This is a genomic window from Micromonospora sp. WMMD964 (assembly GCF_029581455.1).
In the GTDB taxonomy this organism is placed as follows: Bacteria; Actinomycetota; Actinomycetes; order Mycobacteriales; family Micromonosporaceae; genus Micromonospora.
Window position 1 is genome coordinate 1494061 of record NZ_CP120860.1, and the last position, 22680, is coordinate 1516740.

The window sequence follows — 22680 nt, forward strand, 5'->3', positions numbered from 1 at the left end:
TCGCTCAATACGGTGTTCAGGCAGGGGTGCGGCGCTGAGTCGGATAGATGACACTCGACGTCGGCCAGGGTGGGCCGAAGAGGCTGGTGGTAGCCGTAGGGACCGCCGGCCTGGCCGTGTCAGGCGGTGACCGCGACCGTGTGCGGTCGAGCGGGGCTGGTCAGGCGGTGCTCAGGCGCTGGTGGTGTTTGCGCGCGCCCGATCGGGCCTGGTCAGGCGGTGGTGGTGGCTGCTCGGGTGCGACGGTGTCGGCCGTACCAGGCGATGCCGATGGCCACGCCGACGCCCACGCCGAGCGCGGCCGCGGCCACCGGTACCGCGGGTCGCTCCCGCAGGCGGCGGCCCAGCGGGATCGGGTGTCGGAACTCCAGCACCGGCCACGCGTTCTCCGAGGCCAGCTTGCGGAGCTGCCGATCCGGGTTGACCACACTCGGGTGGCCGACACACTCCAACAACGGGCGGTCGCTGTACGAGTCGGAGTAGGCGTACGAGTCGGCCAGGTCGTAATCCCGGATGGCCGCCAACTCGCTGACCGCCTCGACCTTGCTCGGGCCGGCGGCGTAGAACTCGACCTCACCGCTGTACCGGCCGTCGCGGACCGTCATCCGGGTGGCGATCACGTCGGTCACCCCGAGCAACTCGCCGATCGGCCGGACCATCTCCTCGCCCGACGCCGACACCAACACCACATCCCGCCCCGCCGCCTGGTGCTCCTCGATCAGGGCAGCAGCCTCGGCGTACACGTAAGGGTTGATCAGCTCGTGCAGTGTCTCCGCGACGATCTGGCGGACCTGCTCCACCTGCCAGCCCTTGCAGAGCGCGGCCAGGTAGTCCCGTGTTCGGGCCATGGTCTGCTCGTCGGTGCCGCCCAGCCGGAACATCAGCTGCGCGTACGCCGACTTGACCACGTCACGCCGGGTGATCAAGCCGTCCCGGTAGAACGGCCGACCAAACGCCAGGGCGCTCGACTTGGCGATGACGGTCTTGTCCAGATCGAAGAAAGCGGCACTTCGGCCCACGGCGCGAAAGTCTAGCCGGATGGTCTATCGTCGGCGGGTGCCCGGGGTCAGGCCACCCCTCACACCTGCGGGCAAGCACCACCTTCACCGCTCCGCGTGACCGCGCTCACACTCTGCGAGGAGATTTTCGCGGTGAGTGGAGCAAGCACCACTCGACGTGACGGGCGCGCTCAGGCAAACTTGTCCGTACGACGAGCTTTCACATACCCGAAAAACAGGCAGACGCTCGGCGGTTGCACCCCCCGTGACCGCTGAGTGGTTCGGCTCGACCCCCCCGGAGCCGAACCTTCGACGACCCCCGTCTCCCCCCGACGGGGGTCGTCCCTTTCTGGGAGCGCTACTCCGTCGCAGGCCACAGCCGTCTCCGTCCCCGTCGAAGGCTCACGTCGAGGGCCTTTTCCCGGTCGGGGACGCCAGGGCTGTCACGGGCCGTCAAGGCGCGGGTGGCGTAGTCGCCGGAGTTCGGGTGTGTCGGACGGGCGTTGCACGGGGTTGATCGGAACGCGGTGGGCGCCCGGCCGGAACCCTCGGCCTCGGTCAGGACGGCATTGCGTCGGTCGGCGTGAGGAGGACCCGTCGCGTCTCGTCCAGCTGCCGGATGACGGTGTACCAGCCAGTGGTGCCCACCTTTGGAGCCGCACCATTCCATTCCACGTGGTCACGTCAGGGCGGACCTGCCGACCTTCCCATTTCCAGTCGGAAGGTCGGCAGGTTCGATTCAGCGCCGGGCGGAAAGGTCAGACAAGCCGCCGACTGCGGGTCGCGGTGACCGTGGCGGTGCCGTTGTCGGACAGCCCGGAAACGAGGTACGCCCGGTAGGTGCCGTTCGGGAACACCGCCCACAGGTCCGCAGTGCCGTCGGAGTTGATGTCGGCGGCGTGGAGCGTGTTGATCGCGACGCCGGTGTTCCAGTTCGCCGCCACCTGGTACTGGCTGTGCGTCAGCGTGCCGGTGCCATCACCGTTGTCGACCATGGTGACGCCGGTCCACAGGTAAAGCGCGCCGGTGCCCGCGTTACGCAGGAAGAGCGCGATCCCCGAGGCCGTTTCGGTGCTGGCGAGGGTCCAGTTCTGCCAGTCGGTCCCACCGGTCGGCGTGGAGTTGGTGAGGCCGGTGACGCCGTAGTAGAGGCCCGGCGCGAAGAAGCTGGGGTGATAACCGAGCTGGTAACCGTTGGTGTCATCACCAGCGATGCCGAGCAGATCCGGAACAGCGCTGTCGACACCGTCAGCCTGGAACGCGTTGACCAACTGCAGGGGGATGTTGCCGTTGGCGTCGATCAGGTTCTCGAATCCGATCGTGACCTGGTTGTTGTACGGGCTGGGCAACGTGCCGTCCCCGGCGCCACGAAGGACACCACCGATGCCGGCGGCGGCGCCAGTCGGGTAGTAGTACAGGAAGTCTTCACGGTTCACGCCGAAGAAGCGCCCGGTGAGAATCTGGGCGCCGTCGAAGTCTTCCCCTCCGGGGTCGCTGGAGACACCAGTGCCGCCGAGGCCGATGTTGGCGGCCGGAGTCCGCACCTGACCGGTCCCGAACCCGGTCTTGCGAGACTTCACCCCGAGGGCGGACCAGACGCCGGAGTCGAGCCCGGTGCCGGGGCCGCCGACAGTGACCAGGTCTGGGATGCCGTCACCATTGAGGTCCTTGTCGACCGGGCCGCTGATGACTGCCGATGTGGGCTTCGCCGTGGCCTGGGCCGGCAGTGCCGGGGCGAGCGCGGTCAGCGCGAGCGCCACCGGCGTGGTCCAGGCGAGCACGCGGCGGGAACTGAACGAACTGGTCAAGGTCTTCCCCCGTGTTGTCGAGACGTGCGGCTCGGACGGTACTGGACATGGTCAACTGCCACGACCCGGTCTCGTCGAGCCCTCTCGATCCCGGCAGCAGTTGCCTTCTGCCATCCCTGGCAGGTGCTTCCCGCCATCCATGGAGGAAGCGGACCCGTGGCAGGACGGATCGGAATCGCGGCATCCGACGGATCAGGCCCCACTGTCGTGGGCAGGCCGAGGAGCTGCGGGGGGATCTTCGGGCATAGCAGATCAACCGTTTCGACGGGCGTTGTCCACAGCACACGAAGTTGTCCACAGGCACCGCGATCGGGGCCGTTCGCGGTGCGGTTTCCGAGCAGGGTCGTCGGCATACCAGAGCCCGACCGCTGGAGGCCGCGATGCCATCCCGTACCTCCGTCCCGCCGATCCGCCGGCTCCCGCTGGTGGTCACCGGCGACGACGATCTGCTCGATGACGTGCTCCGGCTCGCCGCCGCGGGTGGGACCGAAGTGGAGCTTGCCCGCGATCCGGCGGCCGCGCGTACCCGATGGGTTCCCGCGCCGTTGGTGTTGCTCGGTGTCGATCAGGCGCAGGCGTGTCTGCGCGCCCGGCTGCCGCAGCGGCCCCGGCTGGTGCTGGTCGGCCGGGCCGGTCAGCTGGACCCCGGCTGGCAGATCGCCGAGCTGGTCGGAGCCGAGCACGTAGCCATGTTGCCCGCCGCGGAGTCGTGGCTGGTGGACCGGTTCGCCGAGCAGGGTTCGGACCGTCCGGACGGCGCCGGTGCCCGGGTCGTCGCGGTCTTCGGGGGTCGGGGCGGTGCCGGGGCGAGTGTGCTGGCCGGTGGCCTGGCCGTGACCGCCGCGCGGGCCCGGTTGCGCACTCTGCTGGTCGATGCCGACCCACTCGGTGGTGGCCTCGACCTCGTGCTGGGCTGGGAGCAACTGGAAGGGCTGCGGTGGCCGTCACTCACCGGCGCGGACGGGCGGGTGGACGCCCCGGCACTGGTCCAGGCCCTACCCAGCCGGGGCGACCTGGTGGTGCTCTCCTGGGATCGCGGCGAGATGCTGGCCCTGCCGGCGGCGGCGATGGCGGCGACGGTGGACGCCGCCCGGCGCGGGCGGGACTTCGTGGTGGTCGACCTGCCCCGACAGCTGGACGACGCGGCAGTGGTGGCGTTGCAGTCGGCCGACCAGGCGTTCGTCGTCGTCCCGGCCGAGCTGCGTGCCACCGCGGCGGCGGCGCGGGTCGTCGCCGCCGCAGCCCCGCACTGCGCGGCGCTGTCGGTGGTGGTGCGCGGGCCGGCCCCCGGTCGGCTCCGCGGAGCCGAGGTGGCACGGGCCCTCGGCCTGCCGCTGGCGGGCACGCTGCGGCCCGAGCCAGGGCTGTGCCGTGGGCTGGAACGAGGTGAGGCGCCGGCCGCCGCGGGCAAGGGACCGTTGGCCGCCCTCTGCCAACGGATCATCACCGACCTCACCGGTGCGCCGTCGCTGGGTGCGGCATGACCGGCCGATCCGAGGACGGCACCCTCGCCGCCCGCGTACGACAGCGCATCGCCGCCGCCACCACTCCCGTGACACCGGCAGCGATCGTGTCAGCGGTACGGGCCGAGCCGAACGCCGCGGTGCTCGGCGACACCGCCGTGCTGCGGATCGCCGACCGGGTGCGCGACGACCTCGTCGGCGCTGGGCCGCTGGCCCCGCTGCTCGTCGATCCGGAGGTCACCGACGTCCTGGTCAACGGCACGCGGGTGTGGGTCGACCGTGGCTCGGGGCTGCAACAGGTCGCGGTGCCGGTCGGCTCGGCGGAGGACGTACGCCGATTGGCGCAGCGGCTGATCGGCAGTGCCGGTCGGCGGCTCGACGACGGGTCACCGTACGCGGACGCCCGGCTGTCTGACGGCACCCGCTTGCACGCCGTGCTGCCGCCGGTGGCGACCGAGGGCCCGTACCTGTCCCTGCGGACCTTCCGACACCGGCCGTTCACGCTCGACGAGCTGGTACGCCAGGGGACTGTGCCGCGACCCGTGGCACCGCTGCTCGCCGCCGTCGTCGCGGCCCGACTGGCGTACCTGGTGACCGGCGGCACGGGGTCAGGCAAGACGACCCTGCTCAACACGCTGTTGGGCATGGTCCCCGCCAGCGAACGGATCGTGTTGGTGGAGGACGCCGCCGAGCTGCGCCCGGGGCACCCGCACGTGGTGGGGCTCCAGGCGCGTACCGCCAATGTGGAGGGATCGGGCGTCGTCAGCCTGGGTGATCTGGTTCGGCAGGCATTGCGGATGCGGCCGGACCGTCTGGTGGTCGGGGAGTGCCGGGGCGCCGAGGTGGTCGACCTGTTGGCCGCGCTCAACACCGGCCACGACGGGGGCGCCGGCACGTTGCACGCCAACACCCCGTCCGACGTGCCGGCCCGACTGGAGGCACTGGGCATGCTGGGCGGTCTGCCCCGTGCCGCGTTGCATGCCCAGGTCGCGGCCGCGTTGCAGGTGCTGTTCCAGGTGCGGCGTGGCGATCGGGGGCGTGTCCTGGAGTCGGTCTGCCTGCTGCTTCCGGAAGGGCCCGAGCGGTTGGTGACAGTGGTCCCCGCCTGGGTACGCGGCAGCGGCCTCGGGCTGGCGGCCCGCGCGCTCGGGGCGCTGCTGCGCGAGCGCGGGGTGACGGTGCCGCCGATCCTCAGCGAGCCGTGGCCCGGATCGGCAGGTCCGTCGTGACCGCCGGGGCGTCCGTGGTGGCGGCGCTGCTCCTGGTCGCCGCCGCCCTGGTGGCGTGGCCGGTGCGGAGCATCCGGGCCCGCCGACGTCGCGTGTTGGCGACGGGACGGGCGAAGGCCGCTGCCGATCCGGATGCCGCCCTGGTGGAGTGGATCCGGGAACTCGGTAGCACACCGGACGGGCCGGTCGACGGGTCCGGCAGCGTGCCGACCGGAGTCGGTGGCGTGTCCCAGCCGCAGCCCAGCGCGATGCCGACCTCCCTCGGTTGGCCCGCTCGGGACGCCGCCGGAAGGCCTAGGTGGCCCGGGGCGTCGGACGGGTCGGAGGGGTTGACGGGTCCTGCGGGTCCGACACGTCCGCCGACCCGCCGCGACCCTCGGCGTCCAGCCGGCACCGCGAGGCCGGAGGGCGCAGCCCCGGGCACATCGGTGGCGGCGATCACGATCGAAGCCGCAGGCGTGGAAGCGGACCGCTGCGTCGACGTTCGACGTCCAGCGCCGACCGTCGAGCGCCGAGACACGGCAGTCGGTCCTCGGGGCGTGCCGTTCGACCCGGCTACCGCCGAGGAGCGCGGCGACGTCGAGCCCGCCGATCAGCGGGCGGCGAACTTGATGATCAACGGGCCGAGCGTGGTCGCGAGGGCGCGGGCCTTCCGGCCGACGGCACGCGTGTTGCCGCTGGTGGGCCTCCTGGGCGGTGGCGTCGGCGCCGTGATCGGTGGTCCGGTGGCGGCTGTCGCGCTGGCCGGCTACGGCACGCTGGCCGTGCGTGCCCTGCTGCGTTGGCGAACGAACCGCAGCTCCGAACAGGTCCGACGACGCGGGCTGGACCAACTCTGGGGCCTCGCGGCGGACCTCCGGGCCGGCCTGCCCGTCCCGGACGCGCTCGATGTCGTCGCCGACGGGCCGGACCGTCTGCGTCGGCTGACGTCAGCAGCGGTACGCCTGGCCGACCGGACCGGCGCACCGCTCGCGGAACTGGTCGAGCGGATCGAGGCGGACGCCCGGGCGACCGACCGAGGTCTGGCCGCAGCGGCGGCACAGGCGGCCGGCGCGCGAGCGACGGCGTGGTTGCTGGCGGCGCTGCCGGTCGGAGGGATCGGGCTCGGGTACGGGATAGGCGTCGACCCGGTGGCGGTACTCCTGCACAGCAGGGTCGGCGGAGCCTGCGCGGTTCTCGCCGTCGCCCTACAGGTCGTCGGCCTTCTTTGGGCAGAACGACTGAGCGCGGCACCGGGACGCACCGGATGACGCCCCGGGTGCCGACGAGCCACGGCAACGCAGCGCGCCCGAACAGCGCGGCAAGCCAACGCAGCGCCGCAAGCCAACGCAGCGCCGCACGTCAACACAGCGCAGCAGGCCAACGCCGCGCGGAGAGTCAGCGCAGCGCCCCCTCGATGCGACGGCCGGATGCGATCCGGCTCGCGGCAGCGCTGGGTGGGCTTGCCGTGGCCGTCGTCGTCGAGGGCTGGCTCGGGTGGCTCGGCGCGGTCCCGACCGCATTCCTGTTGGATCGTCTCCTGCGGCGGATCGAGTCGCCGACCGTGCGCAGGCAGCGGATGCAGGAAGCTGCCGACCTACCGCTCGCCGCCGACCTCCTCGCTGCGGCGATGCGTGCGGGTGCCCCGGTGGACCGCTCGATCCTGGCCGTCGCCGAGACGCTGGACGGACCTCTCGCCGGCCGCCTGGCCCGGGTCGGCCGCACGCTTCTGCTCGGCGGCGGTCCGGCGGAGGCGTGGTCCGGGTTGGACGGGATACCAGGCGCGGAACGCCTGACGGCAGCGGCTCTGCGTTCGGCCGACAGCGGTGCCGCCCTGGCCGGGGCGCTCACCCGGCTCGCCGACGACCTGCGCGCCGATCGGGCCACCGCTGCCGAGGCTTCGGCACGCCGGGCTGGCGTGCTCATCGTCCTGCCGCTGGGGCTCTGCTTCCTGCCGGCGTTCATTCTCGCCGGTCTGGTGCCGGTGATCGTCGCCGTTCTCGGCGACGTGCTCTGACCCAACGAGAAAGGAACAGCCATGCGCAAACTGCTCGCCCGCCTGCGCGGGGACGCCGGGATGAACACGGCCGAGTACGCGGTCGGTACGCTCGCGGCGGTCGCCTTCGCCGGCATCCTGTTGAAGGTGCTGACCTCGGGCAACGTCCAGTCGGCGTTGACCGCCGTCATCGACCGGGCGCTGAAGTGAGCGGGCGCCGGCAGGTCGGTCGCGGTCCACAGCCTGACCGCCTAGGGCAGGCCGGTCGCGGTCTACGGCCTGACGCTCCAAGGCGGGCTGGTCGAGGCGGGTGGGAAGCCGCCGAGGTGGCCGCCGACGGGGACCGAGGGTCGTTCACCGCCGAACTGGCGGCCGGCCTGCCGGCGCTACTCCTGCTCCTGCTGGCTGGCCTGACCTCAGTCAACGCTGTCACCGCGAAGGCAAGCTGCCTCCACGCGGCCCGGGAGGCGGCGCTGGCCGCCGCCCGCGGCGAGGACGGCACTGCGGCCGCCGGACGCGCGGCACCGCAGGGGGCGGAGGTGTCGGTGTCCGTCGAGGGCCGACGGGTGCAGACGACGGTACGGGCGCCCGTCCGCGCGCTCGGTGGTCGGCTACCACGGGTCACCGTCGTCGCGACCGCCGTCGCCGCCGTGGAACCGGGCGTCGCCGAGGGGACCCGGTAATGCGGCGGTCAGTCCGCCTCGGGTGCGGAGCCGACGCCGAGCCGGTCGATCGGGGCAGTCCGGAGGGGCAGCGCGGTGGTGCCACAGTTCTACTGCTGGCGATCGGCCTGGTCCTCGTGTTGTTCGGGACGTTCGGCGCTGCCATCACCGTCGCCGGGATGGCCGGTCAGCGGGCGATGGTGGCAGCCGATCTCGGCGCGCTGGCCGGAGCCGCCCAAGCGCTCGACGGTGAGGCGACGGTCTGCGCGTCCGCTGCCGACATCGTCGGCCGCAATGCTGGTCGACTGGTCGCCTGTCACCTCGACGGGCTCGACGTGCTGGTGACAGTCGAGGTCGCGTTCACTGCACTTCCCGGACTGACCCGGGTCGCCACGTCGACAGCCCGTGCCGGCCCCGTGCGCGGCTGAACGAGCAACCCGCGCCGCTGCGGGCGCCGCCGGGCAGCTCCACAAGAACTCGGGCTCGGTTCAGCTCGCGCAACGCTGTGGAGCTGAACCGCATACGACATCAGACGCGATGCGTTTACGACATCAGCTCCAAAGGAAGAAGACAGGAGACCTACCTGGCCCAGCCGGTGATGGAGCCTGCGGGGCCGCCGACCGAGAAAGGGCCAGCGACGGCCACCGGGCGAGGGAGCGCCCCAGGGCCCGCTGGCCGGGAACAGGGCGATGCCCCGTGTTCCCGGCCAACAGCCCGAGAATGTGTGGCCGGGTCGGTCAACGGGCCTGGAGCGCGTCGAGGGCGACGGCCATCGCGATGACCAGACGGCGGTCGATCTGGGGGTGCTGCACCTCGACGACGTACTTGTCGCGAAGGCCCCACTTCTTGACCACCGTGAAGACCGGCTGGCCGCCGGCGGTGAAGTCGAAGTGGTACGGCAGCCAGGACAGCGAGTCGACGAAGCGACGCAACAGTGCCACCGGCATGCTGCGCTCCTGGCCGGTCACCTGCGGAAGGCCGTTCTGCTCCACGTGCCAGGTGGACCGGAGCAGGGACTGGGCGAAGTCCTTGCGGAACAGGCCGATCGGGTTGCCGGCGGCGTCGGTGACGTCGTACGTGGCACCGAGGTCGAGGCGCTGGCGGGCCTTGAAGCCGAGCAAGGGCTGCTGCTTGGAGTCGTCCGTGTAGATCGTCACCTGCTCCTTGAAGGCGAGGCGCTTCTGCTGCGCGAACGCCAGCAGCTCACCCTCGGTGCCGTCCGGGGCCACGGCCCGGACCTCGTACTGGTTGACCATCATGCGCAGTCGCTGCCGGACGTGGAACTGGTTCTGACTCTGCAAGTTGTCGAGCTGCATCTGATCTCCTCAGGGGGATTGTGCGCCGGAGTCTCGCACAGCTCGACAAACGTCGCGCTCCCCGCCATCGACGGTCACCGAAAGCGGAACGGTCGGACCGCCACGCGAAGAAGGAGGGCCGCCGCGCGAAGAAGGATCAGCGGCCGTCAGGGGTGGTCGCGGCGCGCATCGCCCAGGTGTTGAGCACCTGATGGATCACGCGCAGCCGCTCGTTGATCAGCTCCAGCCGTTCCGCCTGAGCCAGGGCGGCCAGCGCCGACCCGAGCGCGATCTGCTGGTCGAGGGTGAGGTGGTCCTGGTCGATGGTGTAGAGCAGGTCGACGGTCTCGGCGATCGTGTCGGCCACGGCTTCTCCTCGGGCACGGGGGAATCAACAGCATGGACATCGATGGAAGCGCTCCCATGCCATTGTGCCCAGCGCCGAGCCGATTCATGCAACCGGCTACTCGGGCAGGTTCGCCAACACCACGTCGAGCACCCGGATCGCGTCCGGCTTGGAGAGCGGATTGTTGCCGTTTCCGCACTTCGGCGACTGTACGCAGGATGGGCAGCCGGTCTCGCATCCGCACTCCGCGATCGCGTCCCGGGTGGCCCGCAGCCACGCCGACGCCGTCCCGTACGCCCGCTCGGCGAACCCGGCACCGCCCGGGTGCCCGTCGTACACGAAGACTGTCGGCGCCTCGGTGTCCGGGTGCACGGCGGTGGAGAGCCCGCCGATGTCCCACCTGTCGCAGGTGGCCATCAACGGCAGCAGGCCGATCGCCGCGTGTTCGGCGGCGTGCAGCGCGCCCGGCACGTCCGCCGCCTGCACCCCGGCCTGGGTCAACGACTGCGGTGACAGGGTGAACCAGACCGCCACCGTGCGCAGCTCCCGGGTGGGCAGGTCGAGCGGCCGGGTGTCGATCACCTCACCGGTGGCGATGCGCCGCCGCTGGTACGACACCACCTGACTGGTCACGTCCACCTCGCCGAGGAACATGCCGACCGGCCCGGCGTCCACATAGGAGCGCACCGAGACCACGGACAGGTCGGTGACGTCCCGGGCGTGGGTGGACCAATCCGGCTCCTCGACGTGCACCAGTGCGCAGCCGTCGGCCAGGTCCAGCTCGTCCACCACGTACGAGACGCCCTGGTGCAGGTAGACCGCGCCGGGGTGGAGCAGGAAGTGCGAGGAACCGCCGTCGACGGTGCCCAGTAGCCGGCCGGTGGCCGACTCGACCACGCAGACCGGTGCGCCGCCCTCGCCGCGCAGGTCCACCTCGGGGCGTTCCCGGTGCCGCCAGTACCAGCCGGTGGGCCGCTGCCGCAGCGCGCCCGCCGCCACCAGCTCGTCGACGGCCTCCTTCGCCCCGTCGCCGAAGAGCGCCAGGTCGGCCGGGGTGAGCGGGGCCTCGACCGCGGCGCAGGCGAGTTGCGGTGCCAGCACGTACCGGTTGGCCGGGTCGAGCACCGTGGCCTCCACCGGCGCGCCGAAGATCGCCTCCGGGTGGTGCACCAGGTAGGTGTCCAGCGGGTCGTCCCGGGCCACCAACACCGCCAGGGCCTCCTGCCCGGAGCGCCCGGCGCGACCCGCCTGCTGCCACAGCGACGCCCGGGTGCCCGGGTAGCCGCAGATCAGCACCGCGTCCAACCCGACCAGGTCCACGCCCAGCTCCAGCGCGTTCGTGGAGGCCAGGCCGAGCAGGTCGCCGTGCAGCAGCGCCCGTTCCAGCTCACGCCGCTCCTCGCGCAGGTAACCGCCCCGGTAGGCGGCCACCCGGTCGCCGAGCCCCGGGACCGCGTCGTCCAGCGACCGGCGCGCGTTGGCCGCCACGACCTCGGCGCCCTTGCGGGAGCGGACGAACGCGAGGGTGCGTACCCCCTCGGCGACCGTGTCGGCGAGAAGGTCCGCGGTCTCGCGCAGCGCCGACCGGCGGACCTGCCGAAGGTCGTCGTGGTCACCGCTGCCCTGGGCGGGCACCGAAGACGGGTCGGGGGGAACGGTGCCCGAGTCGGGCGGCAGCAGCGGCGGCTCCCAGAGCGCGAAGGTCACTCCGCCGCGTGGCGACGCGTCCTCGGTGACCGCCGTCACCGGCAGGCCGGTCAGCCGTCCGGCCGCGGTGGCCGGGTCGCCGGAGGTCGCGGAGGCGAGCACGAAGACCGGGGTGGCCCCGAACCGGGCGCACTGCCGGCGGAGTCGACGCAGCACGTGCGCCACGTGCGAGCCGAACACGCCACGGTAGGTGTGGCACTCGTCGATGACCACGTACGCGAGTCGGCGCAGGAAACCGGACCACTGCGCATGGCCGGGCAGGATGCCGTGGTGCAGCATGTCCGGGTTGGTCAGCACGAACCGGGAGTGCCGGCGGATCCACTCGCGTTCGGCGCGCGGAGTGTCCCCGTCGTAGCAGGCGGGGCGTACCCCCTCGAGTTCCAGCGCGGCGACGGCCCGCAGTTGGTCGGCGGCGAGCGCCTTGGTCGGCGCCAGGTAGAGCACCGTGGCCCGGGGGTCGGCGAGCACTGTGGCCAGGGCCGGGAGTTGGTACGCCAGCGACTTGCCGGACGCGGTGCCGGTGGCGACCACCACGTGCTCACCCTCGTACGCGAGGGTGGCCGCCTGGGCCTGGTGCTGCCAGGGCGCGACCACGCCGCGTCGGGTGAACGCGTCGCGCAGCTCCGCCGGTGCCCAGGACGGCCAGGGCGCGGGCACCCCGGCTCGGGCCGGTACCCGTTCGACGTGGGTGACCGGGTCGCCGGCGCCCCGGGCGCGGAGCCGGCGCAGCAGGTCGGCCGGCGCTGGCCCGGGGCCGGGACCAGCGGATACGGTGGCCGGCGACGACGACTCCAGGTCGTGGCGCGGCGTGGGACGCGCCGAGCTGGAGTCGTTGGTGGTCACGCCCTGCACTCTCGCACTGGTGTTCGGAGATGAAAAGTCGGACACCGGGGTAAGGGGAAGCCTCCGCTGGCGTTCGCAGGCCGTACCGGCGGTAGTGGTTAGATGCCCACGAGAGTTTACGGCTCTGGCGAGGAGGACCGATGGAGCTGTCGCTGGCGACGCGCACCGTGGGTGAGCACACGGTGCTCGAGGTCGGTGGTGAGGTGGACGTCTACACCGCGCCCCGACTCCGCGAACGACTCCTCGAGCTGATCGACGGTGGCGCCCGTCACGTGGTGGTCGATCTCGGCCGGGTGGACTTCCTCGACTCCACCGGGTTGGGCGTGCTGGTCGGCGCGCTCAAGCGGCTCCGTTCGGCCGGCGGCTCGTTCGCCCTGGTCTGCGACAAGGAGCCGTTGCTCAAGATCTTCCGGATCACCGCACTGGACCAGGTGTTCCCGCTGCACCCGACGGTCGACGCGGCGATCGGCGCCGACCCGGCGGGCGCCGGCGCGTGATGGCGACGGTCAAGCTCTCGTTCTCGCCCGCCCCGGTGCACGTGCGCACCGCCCGGCTGGTCGGCGTCGCCGTCGCCCGGCGTGCCGGCGTCCGGGAGGACCTGCTGGACGAGGTGCGCCTGGCCATCGGTGAGGCGTGCACCCGGGCGGTGGCCCTGCACCGGCAGTACGGCCTGGCCGACCCGGTGCTGGTGGAGATGTCCGACGGTGGCTCGTACGCGGTGCGGGTGGTGGACCGGGCGCCGATCGAGGCGGGCATCGGTCTGACCGCGTTGCCGCCGGACGAGTTGGCCAACGAGTCGCTCACCGACGAGGCGCTGACCACCGGCGTCGGCTTCGCGCTGCTGGCCGGGTTCGTCGAGGACCTCCAGGTGCGCCCGGTCGACGAGGGCATCGGCACCGAGGTGCGGATGGTGTGGCCGGTCGGCCGCTGACCCGTTCCGGTTTCCGGGCCGCATCCCCTGTCGGGGGTGCGGCCTTCCTGCATGGATCGGGCCCTATATCAGATTTCGTTTCATAACACAGCGACGAAGATCATCGCGACACGGTGGGACCTGCGTGTGACCTCCGACACTGCGGAGGGCTACAGTACCCGGGTTGTCAGCAAGTGATCCATCCCGCAGCCAGCGGGTATGGGTGTTCATCGCTGGTCCGCCGGGGTGGGTTGGCGCACGCTTGCGAGTCCGCATCCAGGCGTCGGTCAGTGCGTCTCCACTCACCGACGCGAGTGTTCGGTAACAGGAGGACACAGATGTCCGAGACCTTTGCCGCCGACGGCGGCGGGCTTTCCCTTACCGGAAGCAATGTCACCTACGTCGTCATCGCCGCGGCAATCGCGCTGGTGGCGCTCGCCTTCGCGGCCGCCCTCACAAAGACGGTGCTGGCCGCCGGCAAGGGCACCGCCACCATGCAGGAGATCTCGGGGGCGGTCCAGGAGGGCGCCTCGGCCTACCTGCTCCGCCAGTTCCGCACTCTGGCGATCTTCGTGGTCGTCGCGGTGGTGCTGCTCTTCCTGCTGCCGGTGCACGACACCGACGGCAGCGAGCTGGCGGTGAAGATCGGCCGGTCGGCGTTCTTCGTGGTGGGCGCGCTGTTCAGCGCGTTCATCGGTGGGGCCGGCATGTGGTTGGCCACCCGCGCCAACCTGCGGGTGGCCGCCGCCGCGAGAGAGCGCGAAGGTGGCCGTGAGGCCGCCATGAGGATCGCGTTCCGGACCGGTGGTGTCGTCGGCTTCCTCACCGTCGGCCTCGGCCTCTTCGGTGCCGCGCTCGTCGTCCTCGTCTACCGGGGTGACGCGCCGACAGTGCTGGAGGGCTTCGGCTTCGGCGCCGCGCTGCTCGCGATGTTCATGCGGGTCGGCGGCGGCATCTTCACCAAGGCCGCCGACGTCGGCGCCGACCTGGTCGGAAAGGTCGAGCAGGGCATCCCCGAGGACGACCCGCGCAACGCCGCCACCATCGCCGACAACGTCGGCGACAACGTCGGTGACTGCGCCGGCATGGCCGCCGACCTGTTCGAGTCGTACGCGGTGACGCTGGTCGCCGCACTGATCCTCGGCCGCGCCGCGTTCGGCGAGGAGGGCCTCGTCTTCCCGCTGATCATCTCCACCATCGGCGTGCTGATCGCGATCGTCGGCGTCTTCATCACCCGGCTGCGCGCCTCCGACCGCAACGGCCTGACCGCGATCAACCGGGCGTTCTACCTCTCCGCGCTGCTCTCCGCGGTGCTGGTGGCGATCGCCGCCTACGCGTACCTCCCGGCGACCTTCGGCGAGTTCGACAGCGGGCTGACCGACGCTCCGGGCAACCCGCGACTGGTGGCCATCGGGGCGGTGGTGATCGGTATCGTGCTGGCCGCCGCGATCCAGGCGCTGACCGGCTACTTCACCGAGACCAACAAGCGACCGGTGCAGGACATCGGCAAGAGCTCGCAGACCGGTGCCGCCACCGTCATCCTGGCCGGCATCAGCGTCGGTCTGGAGTCGGCGGTCTACTCGGCGGTGCTGATCGGCGCCGGCGTCTTCGGCGCGTTCCTGCTCGGCGGCAGCTCCATCACGCTGTCGCTGTTCGCGGTGGCGCTGGCGGGCACCGGCCTGCTCACCACGGTCGGCGTGATCGTGGCGATGGACACCTTCGGGCCGATCTCCGACAACGCCCAGGGCGTCGCCGAGATGTCCGGCGACATCGACGAGCACGGCGCGCGCACGCTCACCGAGCTGGACGCGGTGGGCAACACCACCAAGGCGATCACCAAGGGCATCGCGATCGCCACGGCGGTGCTCGCCGCGACCGCGCTGTTCGGCTCGTACACCGACACGCTCAGCAGCGCGTACGCGACCGCCGGGGTGAACGACGTCGGCAACGAGATCCTCAACGCGCTGAACGTGGCGAACCCGCGCAACCTGGTCGGCCTGATCATCGGTGCGGCGGTGGTCTTCCTCTTCTCCGGTCTGGCCATCAACGCGGTGTCCCGCTCGGCCGGTGCTGTGGTGATGGAGGTCCGCCGGCAGTTCCGTGAGCTGCCCGGCATCATGGACCGCACCCAGCGCCCGGAGTACGGCAAGGTCGTCGACATCTGCACCCGGGACGCGCAGCGCGAGCTGATGACCCCCGGCCTGCTCGCCATCCTGGCGCCGATCGCGGTCGGCTTCGGCCTCGGCCCGGGCGCGCTCGCGGCGTACCTGGCCGGTGCGATCGGTGCCGGCACCCTGATGGCGGTGTTCCTGTCCAACTCCGGTGGGGCCTGGGACAACGCCAAGAAGCTGGTCGAGGACGGCGCGTACGGCGGCAAGGGTTCCGAGTCGCACGCCGCCACGGTCATCGGCGACACCGTCGGTGACCCGTTCAAGGACACCGCCGGTCCGGCGATCAACCCGCTGATCAAGGTGATGAACCTGGTCTCGCTGCTGATCGCACCCGCCGTGGTGGCCTGGAGCGTCGGCGACGACCGCAACGTCGGCCTGCGGATCGGCATCGCGCTGGTCGCGACGCTGATCATCGTGGCGTCGGTGGTGTTCAGCAAGCGCAAGGGCATCGCGATGTCCGACTCCGACGCCGACGGCAACACCGGCGCGGGCAGCACCGACCACCGCCCGGAGACGGTCAACGCCTGACCCGGCACGGGCACGGGGTCCCCGGTCGACGTACGCGTCGACCGGGGACCCCGGCCGTCCGGCCCGGTGCCACACCGTGCCGGAGGCCGTACGCTGCAACGCATGCGTACGTGCCGGGCGTCTGCCGCCGGAAGGTTCACGGTGGTCCTGGCCACGATCGTCGTCGTGCTCGCCGGCTGTGGCGGAGGCCCCAGCCCGCGTGCCTGGGCGGCCTCGGTCTGCGGGGCGCTCACCCCGTGGCGCTCCGAGATCAGCAAGTTGACCAGCAGCACCGACGAGCAGATGACCGCGCAGACCACACCGGCGCAGGCCAAGGAGAACCTGGTGCGGCTCTTCGGTGGGGCGGAGCAGGCCAGCGAGGCCGCACGCCGCAAGGTCGAGCAGGCCGGCGTGCCGGAGACCGACAACGGCGAGGCCATCTCCGCCGGATTCCGCAGCTCGCTGGGGAAGATGCGGGACGCCTACGGTCGGGCCCGGGACACCATCGACGGGTTGGGCACCGGCGAGCCGACAGCCTTCTACGACGGCGTGCGGGCCGCGGTGGAGACCCTCAACAAGGAGTACGACGCCAGCGCGCTGGACACCAGCAAGCTCAACTCCGAGGAGTTGAAACAAGCCTTCGACGAGGTGCCGGAGTGTCGCTGAGCGGGCTCGGTGACACTCCGAAGGCGGAACCGCCCCCGGCGCTGTTCCCCGCGCCCGAGGCGGACGCCCCCGCACCCGGGAGGCGGCGCGGCAACCCGCCCCGCAGCAGTGCCCCGCAGGGTGGCGACGCGGGTCGGCAACTCGTCTTCTTCGGCGCGGAGGCGGCCGAACCGACCGTCGCCGATCTGGCCGGGTTGCTGGCCGGGCCGGGCGAGGTGGTCCGGATGGGTGGCACCGCCCGCCTCTCGGTGCGGGTGGACGCCGCCTGGCGGGTGCACGTGCTCGTCGCCGAGTTGGCGGCGCGGGGTCTGGCGGCGAGCTGGGAGCCGACCGAGGGTGAGCGGCACGCCGTCCGTACGTCGTACACCAGGGTCTTGAAGCCGCTCGCGGTCGCCTGGCTGCACGGCGCGACGAAGCGCCCGCCGGCCACCTTCCACCTGACCGGCCGGAGGCTGCGGTTGTGGCTGGCCGCCGCCGGTACGCCGGAGCCTCCCGACGGTTTCCTGCTGCGGTTGGGCGCCGACGGGCCGGAGTGTTGGGGGCCGGTCGGGGTCGCGCTCGACGCAGCGGGGCTGGCGGGGGCGCTGCTCGGCCCGGACGAGGGCGGCCCGGCGTACCGGATCACCGGCCGCCGCCCGTTGGCGCGGCTGGCCGAGTTGGTCGGCACCCCACCGCCCACCGCACCCCCCGACGCCTGGCCCATGCGCCCGTAAGCCACCTCCCCAGCGCGTCGATCATGGAGTTCTGGTGGGGACCTTTCCCCCTTCCGGGGTCGAAACGCCCACCACACGTCCATGATCGACGGGCTCGGGGGTGTCTGGTGTTGGACATCCGGCGGGGGGATCCGGGCGGGAAAGGGGCGGGTTGGACCTTGGCTGTGGGGCCGGGATCGTCACGGTGACCCTCTCAGAGCCCTACCCACGGTGTACGGTGGCGCCGTCCGGCAGTGCCGAAGCGGTTCACCGCCCCCGAAACCCGAAACGCGGGCGGCGCGTTACGTTGGACATCCGGACCGTCGGCGCGACGGCGGGGTCGAAAGCGGTCGCTGCCCGGGCGCCGGCAGGCCACGAGCAGGAGTGAGGTCGGGGAGAGACGTGCCTAGCAACGCTGGAACCACCCGTCTGGTCATCGTCGAGTCACCGGCGAAGGCCAAGACGATCTCGGGCTACCTCGGCCCGGGGTACGTCGTGGAGGCCAGCTTCGGTCACGTCCGCGACCTGCCGCGCAACGCCGCCGACGTGCCGGCCAAATACAAGGGTGAGCCCTGGGCCCGGCTCGGGGTCGACGTGGACAACGGCTTCCACGCGCTCTACGTCGTCTCCGCCGACCGCAAGCAGCAGATCACCAAGCTGGTGAAGCTGGCCAAGGAGGTCGACGAGATCTTCCTGGCGACGGATGAGGACCGCGAGGGCGAGGCGATCGCCTGGCACCTGGTCGAGACTCTCAAGCCCAAGGTCCCGGTCAAGCGGATGGTCTTCCACGAGATCACCAAGCCGGCGATCCAGGCGGCGGTCGCCAACCCCCGCGAGATCGACCGCGACCTGGTCGACGCGCAGGAGGCCCGGCGGATCCTCGACCGGCTCTACGGCTACGAGGTCTCCCCGGTGCTGTGGAAGAAGGTCATGCCGAGGCTCTCGGCCGGCCGGGTGCAGTCCGTGGCGACCCGGATCGTGGTCGAGCGGGAGCGCCAGCGGATGGCGTTCCGCACCGCCGAGTACTGGGACATCCTGGCCACCCTCGCCGTGGCGAACGCCGGCGAGGGGCCGCGCTCCTTCAACGCCACCCTGATCGCCTTGAACGGCGACCGGATCGCCACCGGTAAGGACTTCGAGCCCACCACGGGCCGGGTCCGGGCCGGTGCCGGGGTCGTGCACCTCGACGAGAGTGGCGCGCGGGGGCTCGCCGCCCGGCTCGACGGGCGGCCGTTCACCGTCACCCGGGTCGAGGAGAAGCCCTACCGTCGTCGCCCGTACGCGCCGTTCATCACCTCCACCCTCCAGCAGGAGGCGGCCCGCAAGCTGCGCCTGTCGTCGCAGCAGACGATGCGCCTCGCCCAGCGGCTGTACGAGAACGGCTACATCACCTATATGCGTACCGACTCGGTGAACCTGTCGGAGACCGCCATCGCCGCGGCCCGCCGACAGATCGTCGAGTTGTACGGCGAGCGCAGCGTGCCGCCGGAGCCGCGCCGCTACACCGGCAAGGTGAAGAACGCGCAGGAGGCGCACGAGGCGATCCGCCCGGCGGGGGACAACTTCCGCACTCCGGGCGAGGTCGCCAAGGAGTTGTCGGCCGAGGAGTTCAAGCTCTACGAGCTGATCTGGCGGCGGACCATCGCCTCGCAGATGACCGACGCCGTCGGGTCCAGTGTCTCGGTGCGCATCCGGGCGGTCTCCACCTCGCAGGAGGAGGCCGACTTCGGGGCGACCGGTAAGACGATCACCGACCCCGGCTTCCTGCGCGCGTACGTCGAGTCCAGCGACGACGAGAACGCCGAGGCCGAGGACGCCGAGCGCCGCCTGCCCACCCTGGTCAAGGACCAGCCGCTGACCGCCGACGAGTTGGCCGCGCAGGGTCACCACACCCAGCCGCCGTCGCGTTACACGGAAGCGTCGCTGGTCAAGGCCCTGGAGGAGCTGGGCATCGGCCGCCCGTCCACCTACGCGTCGATCATGCAGACGATCCAGGACCGGGGGTACGTCACCAAGCGCGGCCAGGCGATGATCCCGACCTTCCTGGCCTTCGCCGTGATCGGGTTGATGGAGCGGCACTACCCCCGCCTCATCGACTACGACTTCACCGCCTCGATGGAGAACGAGCTGGACGAGATCGCCGGCGGTGACCACGCCGCCGTCGACTTCCTCACCGCGTTCTACTTCGGCAGCGCCAACGGTGCCGGTGACCAGGACATCGCCCGTTCCGGTGGGCTGAAGAAGCTGGTCACCGAGAACCTCAGCGACATCGACGCCCGTAGCGTCAACTCGATCCCGCTCTTCACCGACGACGAGGGCCGTGAGGTCGTCGTCCGGGTCGGCCGCTACGGGCCATACCTCCAGCGGGCGGTGCCCGGTGAGGTTCCGGCGGCGCCGGCTGCGGCTTCGGCCGAGGGCGAGGAGGCCGGTGCCCAGGGGGACCGGGCGCCGATCCCCGAGGGCCTGGCCCCGGACGAGCTGACCCCGGAGAAGGTGCACGAGCTGTTCCTCGGCGGCAGCGGCGAGCGCAAGCTCGGCGACGACCCCGCCACCGGCGAGCCGATCGTGCTCAAGTCCGGCCGGTTCGGCCCGTACGTGTCCAGCGGCGAGCGGAAGTCGTCGCTGCTGCGTACGCAGACACCGGAATCGCTGTCGCTGGATGAGGCACTCAAGCTGCTCAGCCTTCCTCGGCTGATCGGTGTCGCGCCGGACGGCGTCGAGGTCTTCGCCAACAACGGCCGCTACGGCCCGTACGTCAAGCGGGGCGAGGAGTTCCGTTCGCTGGAGTCCGAGGACCAGATGTTCACCGTCGGTCTGGACGAGGCGCTGGCCCTGCTGGCCGCTCCGAAGACCCGTGGACGGCGGGCCGCCGCACCGCCGCTGCGCGAGATGGGCGTCGACCCGTTGACCGAGAAGCCGCTGGTGATCAAGGACGGTCGCTTCGGTCCGTACGTCACCGACGGGGAGGTCAACGCGTCGCTGCGACGTGGGCAGACGCCGGAGGCGCTGACCATCGAGGAAGCCTCCGAGATGCTCGCCGACAAGCGGGCCAAGGGTCCGGCGCCTCGGAAGAAGGCGGCGAAGAAGGCCCCGGCGAAGAAGGCCACGGCGGCGAAGAAGACGGCGGCCACCAAGAAGACGGCCGCCGCCAGCAAGTCGACCGCCGCGAAGAAGACCACCACCGCGAAGGCGACGACGGCGAAGAAGGCCCCGGCGAAGAAGGCCGCCCCGCGTAAGGCCGCCACCAGCACCGAGTAGGGCCACGCCAGCCTGGTTCACCGCAGATCTTGGACAGTTTCCGTTCCGCCGCCGGGACGGAAACTGTCCAAGATCTACGTCTGCCGGTGTTCGGCGCTCGTCCGGCTGTCCGCCGGTGCGTCGACGGCACGGCCGGCTGGCCCGCGCGCTGTTCGGCGACTCCGGCCAGGTGTTTCGTGTCACCCTCGCCGGGGAGACGTTCGCCGTTCGATCGGTACCGCCGTACCGTATGGTCATGCCGACGACGCGGAAGAGGCGTGCGGGTGGGGAGAAGCGGACGGCCGTCCTCGACGCCGTGATCGACGTGCTCGCCGCCCGCGGTTACGAGAACACCCGGTTCACGGATGTATCGGCGGCCGGGGGCGTCGCGATCAGCACGCTGCAGACCTACTTCGGTTCGCGCGAGGACATGGTCGTCGAGGCGATGCAGGTGTTCACCGACCGGGAGGTGGAAGCCCTGCGGGCGGTGTCCGCGGCCGAAGCCGACCCGTGGCGACGACTCGTCGCATGTGTGGACCGGAGTCTGGGCAACTCGGAGAGCACCCGGCAGGTGCTCGTCGAGTTCTGGCGGTCGGCGATGCGCGACGACGAGCTTCGCGACCACGGCGCCCAGGTGTGGGCCCGCTACCGGGCGCCCTTCCTGGCCGCCGTGCAGGAAGGCGCGCGGCGGGGGGACTTCACCCTGACCCACGACGCCGCAGCGGTGACGGATTTCCTGCTCTCGGCCCTGGCCGGTCTGATCGTCTCCCGCGTCCAGCACCATCCCACGCCGACACCCGCGGATTTTCGGGTGATCCTCCTGGCCCAGCTCAGGCTGATGTTGGGCGTCGACGGCGTAGAGCCCCGCACCGAGAGTTGAGGAACGATGACCACCGTCGAGATGACCCGTTTCCGCGTGCCCGCTGAGCGCGCCGGTGCTCTGCTGGCCGCGCGACCGGCGATGCTGCGCGACTTCCAGGCCGACCGCGGCGGCTTCCTCGAAGCGCGACTGGTCCGGGTGTCGGCCGACGAATGGGTCGACATCGTCTTCTGGGCCTCCTCCGAGGACTTCGCCGAATCGCGCCGTCGGGGCGCGGACCGGCCCGGTATCCAGACCTTCTTCTCGCTGATCGAGTCGGTGATCAGCGTCGAGGAGGGCACCACGACCGAAGCGGCGGGCGCCTGATGCGCGCCGCGTGGTACGACCGGCAGGGCCCGCCGCGCGAGGTGCTCCAGGTCGGTGAACTGCCCGAGCCGCAGCCGGGTGAGGGCGAGGTCCGGGTGCGGGTGGCGGTTTCCGGGATCCACGTCGGTGACCTCGGCAAACGGCAGGGCTGGTGGGGGTCCACCATGTCGTTTCCCCGGGTCGTCCCGCATGGCGACGGTGCCGGGGTGATCGACGCGGTCGGGCCGGGTGTCGATCCGTCCCGCGTCGGCGAGCGGGTCTGGGTCTATCTCGCGCAGTCGTACCGCCCGTTCGGCACGGCCGCCGAGTACACGGTCGTGCCGGCCCGGCACGCCGTGGCGTTGCCGTCGGAGGTGCCGTACGAGCAGGCGGCCGGGCTCGGCATCCCGGGCATCACCGCCCATCGAGCGATCTTCGCCGACGGTCCGGTGAGCGGGCAACGGGTCGTCGTCACCGGCGCCCTCGGCGCGGTCGGCCGGGCCGCGTTGGCGGTCGCCCGCCGGGCCGGTGCCCTCGTGATCGCGACAGTACGCACGCCCGACCAGGTCGAGCACGCACTGGCGGCGGGCGCGCACCACGCTGTCGACACCGCCGGTGGCGATGTCGCCGCCAGGATCCTCGACCGCACCGGTGGGGAACCCGTCGACCGGGTCGCCGAGTTGGCCTTCGACGCGAACCTGGCGACCAACCTGGAGATCCTCCGCAACGGTGGCGTCATCGCCACGTACGCGACGGTCGCCGCCGAGCCGACCATCCCGTACTGGCCGCTCGGCTTCCAGAACATCACCGTGCGCTTCCTCAGCAACGACGACTTCCCGGAGTCGGCGAACGAGGCCGCCGCCGTCGAGCTGACAGCCGCGCTGGTCGCCGGGGATCTGCGCTACCCGATCGCCGCCCGGTTGCCCCTGGCGGAGATCGCCGAGGCACACGAACTGGTCGAGCACGGCTCGGCCGGCGGCCGGATCGTCCTGGACATCTGAAGGGG

20 protein-coding genes and 1 pseudogene are annotated in these 22680 nt (G+C 71.6%); 16 read left to right on the forward strand and 5 right to left on the reverse strand.

Annotated features, from left to right (window positions below; all coding sequences use genetic code 11):
* Positions 1-212: 212 nt before the first annotated feature.
* Positions 213-1019: an HAD-IB family hydrolase gene (locus O7616_RS07010; RefSeq protein ID WP_282263075.1), complete on the reverse strand. Its 807-nt coding sequence runs from the start codon at positions 1017-1019 to the stop codon at positions 213-215.
* A gap of 737 nt (positions 1020-1756) precedes the next feature.
* Positions 1757-2806, reverse strand: a complete 1050-nt coding sequence (locus tag O7616_RS07015) for a hypothetical protein (protein WP_282306097.1) — start codon at positions 2804-2806, stop codon at positions 1757-1759.
* Between the two features lie 380 nt (positions 2807-3186).
* Between O7616_RS07015 and ssd the strand changes: the two genes are divergently transcribed.
* The 7 genes and pseudogenes from ssd to O7616_RS07050 all read left to right on the forward strand — a co-directional run bounded on the left by ssd (position 3187) and on the right by O7616_RS07050 (position 8563).
* Positions 3187-4290: a septum site-determining protein Ssd gene (ssd, locus tag O7616_RS07020; protein ID WP_282306098.1), complete on the forward strand. Its 1104-nt coding sequence runs from the start codon at positions 3187-3189 to the stop codon at positions 4288-4290.
* Entirely contained in the window at positions 4287-5498 is a 1212-nt protein-coding gene (locus O7616_RS07025) for a TadA family conjugal transfer-associated ATPase (RefSeq protein WP_282306099.1), read from the forward strand. Before ssd ends, O7616_RS07025 begins: the two co-directional genes overlap by 4 nt.
* 683 nt (positions 5499-6181) lie before the next feature.
* A pseudogene (locus O7616_RS07030) lies at positions 6182-6748 on the forward strand (hypothetical protein); the annotation flags it as partial.
* Between the two features lie 146 nt (positions 6749-6894).
* Complete coding sequence (locus tag O7616_RS07035) at positions 6895-7494, forward strand: type II secretion system F family protein (RefSeq protein WP_282306101.1); 600 nt, start codon at positions 6895-6897, stop codon at positions 7492-7494.
* A 21-nt stretch (positions 7495-7515) separates the two neighbouring features.
* Positions 7516-7683 carry a DUF4244 domain-containing protein gene (locus O7616_RS07040; RefSeq protein ID WP_076470820.1) on the forward strand — a complete coding sequence of 56 codons (168 nt, stop codon included), beginning with the start codon at positions 7516-7518 and terminating at the stop codon, positions 7681-7683.
* Between the two features lie 116 nt (positions 7684-7799).
* Positions 7800-8156, forward strand: coding sequence for a TadE family type IV pilus minor pilin (locus tag O7616_RS07045; protein WP_282306102.1), 357 nt, complete (start codon positions 7800-7802; stop codon positions 8154-8156).
* A complete protein-coding gene (locus tag O7616_RS07050) occupies positions 8156-8563 on the forward strand; it encodes an Rv3654c family TadE-like protein (RefSeq protein WP_282306103.1) in 408 nt (135 codons plus the stop codon). Before O7616_RS07045 ends, O7616_RS07050 begins: the two co-directional genes overlap by 1 nt.
* A 309-nt stretch (positions 8564-8872) precedes the next feature.
* On the opposite strand, the gene O7616_RS07055 is transcribed toward O7616_RS07050, so the two are convergent.
* The 3 genes from O7616_RS07055 to O7616_RS07065 all read right to left on the reverse strand — a co-directional run bounded on the left by O7616_RS07055 (position 8873) and on the right by O7616_RS07065 (position 12278).
* Positions 8873-9451 (reverse strand): hypothetical protein, encoded by a 579-nt coding sequence (locus O7616_RS07055; RefSeq protein ID WP_282263057.1) that lies wholly within the window; start codon positions 9449-9451, stop codon positions 8873-8875.
* A gap of 136 nt (positions 9452-9587) precedes the next feature.
* On the reverse strand, positions 9588-9797 hold the full coding sequence (locus O7616_RS07060; protein ID WP_282306104.1) for a hypothetical protein: 210 nt from the start codon (positions 9795-9797) through the stop codon (positions 9588-9590).
* A 96-nt stretch (positions 9798-9893) separates the two neighbouring features.
* A complete protein-coding gene (locus O7616_RS07065; RefSeq protein ID WP_282307552.1) occupies positions 9894-12278 on the reverse strand; it encodes a DEAD/DEAH box helicase in 2385 nt (794 codons plus the stop codon).
* A 188-nt stretch (positions 12279-12466) separates the two neighbouring features.
* On the opposite strand from O7616_RS07065, the gene O7616_RS07070 reads away from it, so the two are divergent.
* The 9 genes from O7616_RS07070 to O7616_RS07110 all read left to right on the forward strand — a co-directional run bounded on the left by O7616_RS07070 (position 12467) and on the right by O7616_RS07110 (position 22675).
* On the forward strand, positions 12467-12823 hold the full coding sequence (locus O7616_RS07070; RefSeq protein WP_282263055.1) for an STAS domain-containing protein: 357 nt from the start codon (positions 12467-12469) through the stop codon (positions 12821-12823).
* Positions 12820-13257 (forward strand): ATP-binding protein, encoded by a 438-nt coding sequence (locus O7616_RS07075; RefSeq protein WP_030334228.1) that lies wholly within the window; start codon positions 12820-12822, stop codon positions 13255-13257. The genes O7616_RS07070 and O7616_RS07075 overlap by 4 nt, the downstream gene beginning before the upstream one ends.
* Before the next feature lie 317 nt (positions 13258-13574).
* The gene (locus tag O7616_RS07080; RefSeq protein ID WP_282263054.1) at positions 13575-15935 is read left to right on the forward strand and encodes a sodium-translocating pyrophosphatase; all 2361 of its coding nucleotides are present in this window, start codon (positions 13575-13577) and stop codon (positions 15933-15935) included.
* Positions 15936-16037: 102 nt separating this feature from the next.
* Positions 16038-16580, forward strand: a complete 543-nt coding sequence (locus tag O7616_RS07085) for a hypothetical protein (RefSeq protein ID WP_282263053.1) — start codon at positions 16038-16040, stop codon at positions 16578-16580.
* The gene (locus O7616_RS07090) at positions 16571-17293 is read left to right on the forward strand and encodes a hypothetical protein (RefSeq protein ID WP_282263051.1); all 723 of its coding nucleotides are present in this window, start codon (positions 16571-16573) and stop codon (positions 17291-17293) included. The genes O7616_RS07085 and O7616_RS07090 overlap by 10 nt, the downstream gene beginning before the upstream one ends.
* 381 nt (positions 17294-17674) lie before the next feature.
* Positions 17675-20530: a type I DNA topoisomerase gene (gene topA / locus O7616_RS07095; protein WP_282306105.1), complete on the forward strand. Its 2856-nt coding sequence runs from the start codon at positions 17675-17677 to the stop codon at positions 20528-20530.
* 235 nt (positions 20531-20765) lie between these two features.
* Positions 20766-21389 (forward strand): TetR/AcrR family transcriptional regulator, encoded by a 624-nt coding sequence (locus O7616_RS07100; RefSeq protein ID WP_282306106.1) that lies wholly within the window; start codon positions 20766-20768, stop codon positions 21387-21389.
* 6 nt (positions 21390-21395) lie between these two features.
* Positions 21396-21695, forward strand: coding sequence for a hypothetical protein (locus O7616_RS07105; protein WP_282306108.1), 300 nt, complete (start codon positions 21396-21398; stop codon positions 21693-21695).
* Positions 21695-22675 (forward strand): NADPH:quinone reductase, encoded by a 981-nt coding sequence (locus tag O7616_RS07110; RefSeq protein ID WP_282306109.1) that lies wholly within the window; start codon positions 21695-21697, stop codon positions 22673-22675. The genes O7616_RS07105 and O7616_RS07110 overlap by 1 nt, the downstream gene beginning before the upstream one ends.
* The last annotated feature ends 5 nt before the right edge of the window (positions 22676-22680 follow it).

Coding starts and splice junctions, on each gene's coding strand:
- O7616_RS07025 (WP_282306099.1), top strand. CDS start 4,287: ATGACCGGCCGATCCGAGGACGGCACCCTCGCCGCCCGCGTACGACAG.
- O7616_RS07110 (WP_282306109.1), top strand. CDS start 21,695: ATGCGCGCCGCGTGGTACGACCGGCAGGGCCCGCCGCGCGAGGTGCTC.
- O7616_RS07070 (WP_282263055.1), top strand. CDS start 12,467: ATGGAGCTGTCGCTGGCGACGCGCACCGTGGGTGAGCACACGGTGCTC.
- O7616_RS07050 (WP_282306103.1), top strand. CDS start 8,156: ATGCGGCGGTCAGTCCGCCTCGGGTGCGGAGCCGACGCCGAGCCGGTC.
- O7616_RS07040 (WP_076470820.1), top strand. CDS start 7,516: ATGCGCAAACTGCTCGCCCGCCTGCGCGGGGACGCCGGGATGAACACG.
- O7616_RS07100 (WP_282306106.1), top strand. CDS start 20,766: ATGCCGACGACGCGGAAGAGGCGTGCGGGTGGGGAGAAGCGGACGGCC.
- O7616_RS07105 (WP_282306108.1), top strand. CDS start 21,396: ATGACCACCGTCGAGATGACCCGTTTCCGCGTGCCCGCTGAGCGCGCC.
- O7616_RS07055 (WP_282263057.1), bottom strand. CDS start 9,451: ATGCAGCTCGACAACTTGCAGAGTCAGAACCAGTTCCACGTCCGGCAG.
- O7616_RS07035 (WP_282306101.1), top strand. CDS start 6,895: ATGCGACGGCCGGATGCGATCCGGCTCGCGGCAGCGCTGGGTGGGCTT.
- O7616_RS07085 (WP_282263053.1), top strand. CDS start 16,038: ATGCGTACGTGCCGGGCGTCTGCCGCCGGAAGGTTCACGGTGGTCCTG.
- ssd (WP_282306098.1), top strand. CDS start 3,187: ATGCCATCCCGTACCTCCGTCCCGCCGATCCGCCGGCTCCCGCTGGTG.
- O7616_RS07080 (WP_282263054.1), top strand. CDS start 13,575: ATGTCCGAGACCTTTGCCGCCGACGGCGGCGGGCTTTCCCTTACCGGA.